Below are 7,142 nucleotides of genomic sequence, written 5' to 3' on the forward strand. Positions count from 1 at the left end.
CCAATCCCCTTGCCCCCCTAGAGCACTTTCTGCCTCCGGCGTGGTTTTTTATCCTTGGTCTTTTTCTGTTTCTCTACGTTCTACTGGATGGGTTTGACCTTGGCATTGGCATTCTCTCCCTCACCAGTAGCAATGAACGCCGCCGCAATATCCTCATGACCAGCCTTGGCAATGTTTGGGATGCCAATGAGACATGGCTAGTGCTGATGGGTGGCTCCCTATTTGGTGCCTTCCCTTTGGCCTATGCCACCATTCTCAATGCCCTTTACCTGCCGGCAGTGATTATGGTGGTAGGGCTGATTTTGCGGGCAGTCTCCTTTGAATTTCGCGAAAATGCCAATAATAAACGGGTGTGGAACCTTGCCTTTGGCATTGGCAGTTTCCTGGCGGCCTTGGGGCAGGGCTTTGCAGTGGGCACCGTGTTTGAGGGCATCAAAGTCGATGCTGCGGGTCACTTTGCCGGCAGCATATGGGATTGGTTGACATGGCACTCCGTGTTGGTGGCACTGACACTGATTCAGGGCTATGTGCTGATTGGGTCAACCTATCTGATTTACAAAACCACAGGTGAGTTGCAGCAAACCCACTACCGCACAGCCACAATTGCAGCCTGGACAACGTTTATCGGTGCTGTGTTGATTACCATTAGTGCCCCCATTTTCCATGAGCACTTGCGTGCCCAACTGTTTCAGCCTCCCCTGTTCTACATTTTTGCTGCAATTCCAGTTCTGGGTATCTTGCTGATTTTTCTACTGCTGCGTAGCTTACAAAAGCGTGAAGAAATCATGCCCTTAGTTTGGACATTTCTCCTGTTTCTCCTCTCATTTATTGGTTTGGGGTTTGTTATTTTTCCCAACATTATTCCTCCCAACGTCACCATTTACGAAGCTTCAGCATCTCCTAGTGCCCAAGTCTTTATGTTGATTTTTGTGGCCTTCTTAATTCCGATTATGCTGGCCTACAATCTCTACAATTATTTGGTGTTCCGTGGCAAAGTGGTGGCCTAGGTCTTGTCAGGCAATACCGATTAAAACAGCCGATGCAGTTTTCTGGGTATTTGAGCGCCCGGCTTTGTGAGCTGGCTGAGGGAGTATTGTTTGCCGGCATTAGGGAAACCTGCGCTGTTGATGATGAAAGGTACCGATTCATCCGAAAGGGATGATTCAGGCAGTGGTGAAAGCAGCGGGTTACGGGGGGTTACTCTCCTGATTTAACGTGATTTTTAACGTGATTGAGGAAGACTTTAGGGGACTGAAGTGAGGGCGGATGGATGCAGGGTCAAACCGTTCTATTGATGAGGTGATTCGCCAATTAGGGTGCTGGATAACGTCTCATTCTTTGTTGGAATAGCTATCAATGAAATAATCACAAAAAAATGGAAATAGCCTAGAAAGGGCTCAACCAGTCTCTCCAGCTTTGATAATTTCACATTCAGGTCACCGCGGGCTAAACGCTCCTAAGGGCCGAGCAGAGACGCGCCAACGCTCCCTGTGGCGAAATGTTATGTAGTCTAATGGCTAGTTTCAAACTGGATCAAAGCTAGTTTAAAAGCTAGTTTACACTAGTTTATTGGGTCAACTCCTTGATTAGGAGGTTGCCCATTTCGCGACAGCCCACAAGCGTGCAGCCCTCTGACATTAAATCGCCAGTGCGGTAGCCTTGATCTAAAACGGCAGTAATTGCCTCTGCGATCGCCTGCGCTGCCGCTGGTTGGTTCAGACCATAACGCAGCATCATTGCCGCACTGAGCACCATGGCGAGGGGGTTGGCTTTGTCTTGGCCGGCAATGTCGGGGGCCGAGCCATGAACCGGTTCAAACAGACCCGGCCCCGATTCCCCTAGGCTGGCGGAGGGAAGCATGCCAATACTGCCGGTGAGCATGGCAGCAATATCGGAGAGAATATCACCAAAGAGGTTACTGGTCACAATCGTGTCAAACTGTTTTGGGGCGCGCACCAGTTGCATTGCGGCATTGTCCACATAAAGGTGCGTTAGTTCCACATCCGGGTACTCAGCACTGAGGGCCGTCAGGCGATCGCGCCACAGTTGGGAAACTTCAAGGACATTGGCCTTATCCACAGAGCAGAGTTTGCCCTGCCGTTTGCGAGCGGTTTCAAAAGCAACACGGCCAATGCGATCAATTTCCGTGGCGGTATAGGCCATCGTATTCACCCCTCGCTGCTCACCCGTTTCGGTGGTGAAAATACCGCGCGGTTGACCAAAGTAAATGCCACCCGTCAGTTCGCGCACAACCATGAGATCCACACCGGCAATCACTTCCGGCTTGAGGGAGGAGGCATGGAGCAGTTGGGGAAACATTTGGGCGGGGCGTAAGTTGGCAAATAAACCTAGGCCAGATCGCAGGGCAAGTAATCCTGTTTCCGGGCGCAGATGACGGGGTAGGCTATCCCACTGGGTTCCGCCAATGGCAGCTAAAAGCACGGCATCACTTTGACGACAGGTTTCCAGCGTTGCTGCTGGCAAGGGTTCCCCCATAGCATCAATGGCGCAGCCCCCCACAAGGGCAGGAACAAAGTCAAAGTTCAGTTCAAAGCGAGGGGCGATCGCCCGCAACACCTCAAGGGCAACAGCCGTAATTTCTGGACCAATACCATCCCCGGCCAAAACAGCAATGCGATAGGTGGTTGCCATGCCTGTCTCAAAATCACCGATCTTCTAATCTACACCAGCAGCGGTCTTCCCTTGAGGCTATGGGGAACGTTAGCCATCCGGTACAATCGCTTCGCTCATATCTACGGCATTAAGATCAACACCATTGAGGCTGGCACCGGTGAGAATCGCTTCAATGAGATTGGCTCCCCGGAGATCCGCACCGCTGAGATTTGCACCCATCAAGTTGGCGCCAATGAGAATGGCAGAGCTGAGATGGGCTCCCCGCAGCAGTGCTTGAGCAAGGCTCACCCCCCGCAAATCAGCTCCAACAAGATTGGCTTTGTCTAGACAGGCATGGCGTAAATTGGCTTCTTTGAAGGCCACTTCGCGGAGATTGGCTTCCTCAAGGCGAGCACGACGCAGATTCGCTCCGATCAAAATCGCCCGCTCTAGATTGGCCTGCTGCAAATTGGTGCCACTGAGATTGGCGCCCCGTAAATTGGCCTGCAGGAGTTGACTTTCCCGCAACACCGCATCCGTGAGATCGGCACCCCGCAGGTAGGCTTCAGTTAAGTTGGCACGGCTGAGGTTGGCACGCTCAAGTTCAGCAAGGGTCAGATCCGTGAGCGTCAAGTTGGCATCCCGCAAAATTGCTTCACTGAGTTGAGCACCGGTGAGATTGGCCTCACTGAGATCGGCATTGGCAAGGTTGGCACGGGTCAGATCTGCCCCTGTCAGGTTGGCCTTGCGCACAGACACCCAGCGTAGATCGGCACTGATTAAAATCACACCCCGCAGATCAGCCCCCCGCAAATCCGCTTGACTGAGATTCACACCAGTAAGAATTGCCCCCCGCAAATCGGCCCCTTGCAGATTCGTACTCTGGAGGGCAGCATCGGTGAGGTCGGCCCGGGAAAGATCAATGCCCGTTAGAATACAGCGGCTCAGGTTAGCACGGCGCAAGCGTACCCTCGCAAAGTCGCGATCGCCAGCGCTATAGCGTTTCAGTAAAACATCAGGTTCCACAGTCGTTGAGTCACGTCCTTAAGTAGCAGCTCCAGGTCTAGTTTCAGGGTTCCCCCAGCATTCGCTGAACCTACGGGAGTGAAGTGGGTTTTAGGCGAATTCGAGCGATGTAGTGGGTAAACCGATTATCCCGCACATGACTGGTGATGCCTAGGGCAGCAAAGGGTTGGAGCGATCGGACCACCTCAGGGGCCAGTTCGGGCAAGAGTAAGTTATTTTGCAATGACCCCAGGTTACTCAAATTCAGGTAAAACTGTGTGTCCTTGGGCTGGGGAAGTACCGCACGGTAAAGGGGAGAGTCGGCAAGGGAGCGCTCAGGCCGGCGACTCATATCCATCAGAGGACCGAGTCCCAAAAAGAGGATCTGGTCATTGAGCCAGCCGTGCTGCCCCACCGGCAAACCCGGGGGAATGCGCCAAGTAATGAGGGGTTGGGGGTCTGTTGCTGTTGGTTGCACTTGCCACCGCAGGCGATCGCGAATTTGGGTATCGAGTTGGCTAAGGGTTTGGCTGGCTTGGGGGCGATTGCTCGTCTGAGCCAGAAAAAGCAAACTAGGGGCATTTCCTAGGTTGGGAACGGGCACAAAGGCAGCGGCAAATTCACCATCCATCCAAGGCACAAAAGTCTGTTGCCAATCGAGGCCAGTGAGATCTTTAACCGTGCTGGCGATCGTTGCTTTGACCGAGGCGGGGGTATTCTGCCATAAATGCTTGAAGGAGCCTGTACTGTAAAAAGCAAGGGTTGTTTCAGGCACAAGACGGCTGAGTTCACGGCTTTGACCTTCACTGACTAAGGCTTGATTCTGCTCAGGGCGCCAAGTCACTGCCTCCACTGCAATTTGCTCAGGAGTCATATCTGCGGTGAGCACGATCCCTTGCAGTTCCCGTGGCGGCTCAGGCAGATTTCCCTCAGGAGCAGCCATCTGACTGGCTAAAAAGGTGGGCAAGTTCAAGTAGAGTTCCACCAGGGGGCGGTGATTGGATAAGCCTTTGATGGCCCGTTGATAGGTGGGCTGACTGGCAATGCCGTTGTTGGCTTGGGCAGTGGCAATGACTTGTTGCAGGGCGCTCTGGTGCTGACTCCAGACGATGTAGGCGTGGTCTTGATGCTTGAGGAGAGCGATCGCGCCACTGTGGGGGTCAGGGAGAATTCCCTTGGCTCTAAAAATTTTCACCCCATTGATTTCTGTGACTGGGTCGCCAATCACCCTTTGCAGGAGTTGCTCCCCCATCGGTACATTCAGCGTTGGCACAACCCAAATGTAGGGCGGCACTGGCGATTCCTTGACCGATGCCGGGGTAATGGGCAGCAGCACAAGGGTGGCGCGATCGCCAATCAAGGGGCGCACGTCCTTGAGGTAATCCAATTGCGCCAGATTCACCCCCTCTGGCGAGAGAGGATCATAGGTGGGGTTCAACCACGGCTGGGCTTGTAGTAGGCCACTTTTGACAAGGGCTTCCCAAGGCTGGGGATCCGTGGGTAAGGTGAGGGTCAATAGGGCATTATTGGGGGCGAGCGCCATTCCAGGGGCAATTGGACGTTGACTGAAGCGTTGCCATAGGAAAACCCCGGCCGCAGCGGCTGTCCCGACAATGACCACGGCGACACCACCCACCAACCAAGGGCGAACTCGAAGGCGGGAGCCCACAGAAGGCTGCGATTGTGTAGTCATTGCCTTTCTCCAACGGGATTGTAAAGGGTTGTCCGCTGTCGCGGGGTTCGCCCCAAGGAGTGAATCGCTGCCACAAGCTCCCCTGGACTAACCCCCATGCCCCCCTGTGCTCCGGCCACTGATGTAATATGTTCTTCCATCAAGGTTCCCCCCAGGTCATTGCACCCCCAGTTCAGAGCCATTGTTGCCCCCCTAAGGCCTAGTTTGACCCAACTGGGCTGATGGTTGGCAATCCACTGCCCTAAAAAGAGCCGCGCCACTGCCGTCAGCACCAATGTCGGTAATAACTGCGGTTGGTGGCGTCCTACCCATTGTCGCATTGCTTTGGGGGCAAGTTCCCCAACGTAGGGCAGCAGGATAAACTCGGTGATACGGGCGGGATAGTTGTGTTCTAAAGCCTTTTGCTGAAGTTGCTGTAGGTGTTGTAGGTGAGCCACTTGATCCGCTGGCGTTTCAATATGGCCGCAGAGCATCGTACTGGTGGTCCACACCCCCAAGCGATGGGCCGTCTCCACAATCTCAAGCCAAGTGGCGGTGTTAATTTTCTCAGGGCAGATTTTTGAGCGCACGGCATCCACCAACACTTCCGCCGCGGTCCCGGGCATGGAGTCTACCCCAACTTCGTGGAGGGCGGCAATCACTTGGGCATAGGAGCGGCCATCCTCACGGGCAATGAATTGAATTTCTTGGGGCGAAAAGGCATGGAGATGGATCTGGGGAAAGGCTGTTTTAATTTCCCGCACCAGGCATTGGTAGTAGCGCAAACTGGAGCTGCCTTCCTTGGCGGCCGGATTGAGTCCCCCCTGCATACAGATTTCTGTAGCCCCTTGGGCAACTGCATCAGCCACTTTGCTCAGTATCGTTTCAATGTCGAGCCAGTAGGCATCCCCAGCGGTGGCATCGCGACGAAAGGCACAAAAGGCGCAGTGTTGCTCACAGATATTGGTGAAGTTGATGTTGCGGTTAATGACATAGGTCACAGTGTCTCCCACCTGTTGCTGGCGCAGGCGATCGCTAGCAACTTGCAGTGCCCTCAGCGGTGGGGGCAATGGTTCTTGAGGATCGCTGGTTGCAGCTATGGGAAGGGCGGTTGTCAAAAGACTGAAGGCCTGCTGGGCAGAAATGCCATTGTTAGTCAGAACCTCCTCTAGCTGGGCGATCGCCACTATGGTGTGCATAGGACGGACTCCACCTTCAGGACATTGGGGCAGCACTTTTATAGCTTAACCCCACTTCTTTTCTAAAATATGGAAAACGAGGAGGGGGTAAGGGTGATGGCAGCAGAAGCGGTGGGCATGGTGCAGGTCTTGGGGTACCCGGCAGCCCTTGCTGTAGCCGATACATTGGTGAAAGCCGCTCAGGTCACCCTTGTCAGTTGTGAGGGGATTGGTGCAGGCTACTGGACAGTGGTGATCCGGGGAGAGGTGGCGGCTGTGAATGCGGCGGTTCGAGCGGCGCGATCGCTCAGTGGCCAGGCAGTGATCTCTCATCAGGTGATTGCTCGTCCCGATGGCAATCTGGAACAGGTGCTGCCCATCGGTGTCCCTCACTTGCCACCTGAGGATTTTCTGCTGTGAGGCGGGCAGCCTATCCGCAGCCCTCCTCTATGCACTTAACCCTACTTACTTAATTAACGCTCTATCATTACTGGGATGCCTGCAGTTGCTTCACCTGTTCGGGAGTGAGAATTGTTAGCATTTCAACACGGGTATCCTGCATCACTTTCGACAACTGTGTTTTTTGATCGGGGCGCAGGGCAACCAAGTTCATCGCTTCACCGGTGGATTTTCCCTGTTTGATGGCGTTGCGAAAGATGCGCTGTTGGTCGCGA

General features: G+C 54.0%; 6 protein-coding genes and 1 pseudogene. 2 read left to right on the top strand and 5 right to left on the bottom strand.

Translation table 11 applies throughout. The features are described from left to right. Window positions 1–1,007, top strand: a 1,007-nt coding sequence (gene cydB, locus H8Q75_RS02345; RefSeq protein ID WP_297040152.1) for a cytochrome d ubiquinol oxidase subunit II, incomplete at its 5' end; no start/stop codon positions are given. A 559-nt stretch (window positions 1,008–1,566) separates the two neighbouring features. Here cydB and leuB read toward each other — a convergent pair. From leuB to cofH, 4 genes are all read right to left on the bottom strand, one after another. After that, window positions 1,567–2,652 (bottom strand): 3-isopropylmalate dehydrogenase, encoded by a 1,086-nt coding sequence (gene leuB, locus H8Q75_RS02350; RefSeq protein ID WP_024124669.1) that lies wholly within the window; start codon window positions 2,650–2,652, stop codon window positions 1,567–1,569. Window positions 2,653–2,721: 69 nt separating this feature from the next. Next, window positions 2,722–3,639 carry a pentapeptide repeat-containing protein gene (locus H8Q75_RS02355; protein WP_297040157.1) on the bottom strand — a complete coding sequence of 306 codons (918 nt, stop codon included), beginning with the start codon at window positions 3,637–3,639 and terminating at the stop codon, window positions 2,722–2,724. Between the two features lie 70 nt (window positions 3,640–3,709). Beyond that, complete coding sequence (locus H8Q75_RS02360) at window positions 3,710–5,311, bottom strand: DUF3352 domain-containing protein (RefSeq protein ID WP_297040158.1); 1,602 nt, start codon at window positions 5,309–5,311, stop codon at window positions 3,710–3,712. Then, window positions 5,308–6,489 carry a 7,8-didemethyl-8-hydroxy-5-deazariboflavin synthase subunit CofH gene (cofH, locus tag H8Q75_RS02365; protein ID WP_297040161.1) on the bottom strand — a complete coding sequence of 394 codons (1,182 nt, stop codon included), beginning with the start codon at window positions 6,487–6,489 and terminating at the stop codon, window positions 5,308–5,310. Before cofH ends, H8Q75_RS02360 begins: the two co-directional genes overlap by 4 nt. Window positions 6,490–6,585: 96 nt before the next feature. Here cofH and H8Q75_RS02370 point away from each other — a divergent pair, with 96 nt between their 5' ends. Next, window positions 6,586–6,888 carry a BMC domain-containing protein gene (locus tag H8Q75_RS02370; RefSeq protein WP_024124673.1) on the top strand — a complete coding sequence of 101 codons (303 nt, stop codon included), beginning with the start codon at window positions 6,586–6,588 and terminating at the stop codon, window positions 6,886–6,888. Between the two features lie 67 nt (window positions 6,889–6,955). Here the strand turns inward: H8Q75_RS02370 and H8Q75_RS02375 are convergent. Continuing rightward, window positions 6,956–7,142, bottom strand: a pseudogene (locus tag H8Q75_RS02375) (hypothetical protein); the annotation flags it as partial.

The sequence above is a fragment of the Thermosynechococcus sp. OHK43 genome, assembly GCF_014466085.1.
Lineage (GTDB): Bacteria > Cyanobacteriota > Cyanobacteriia > Thermosynechococcales > Thermosynechococcaceae > Thermosynechococcus.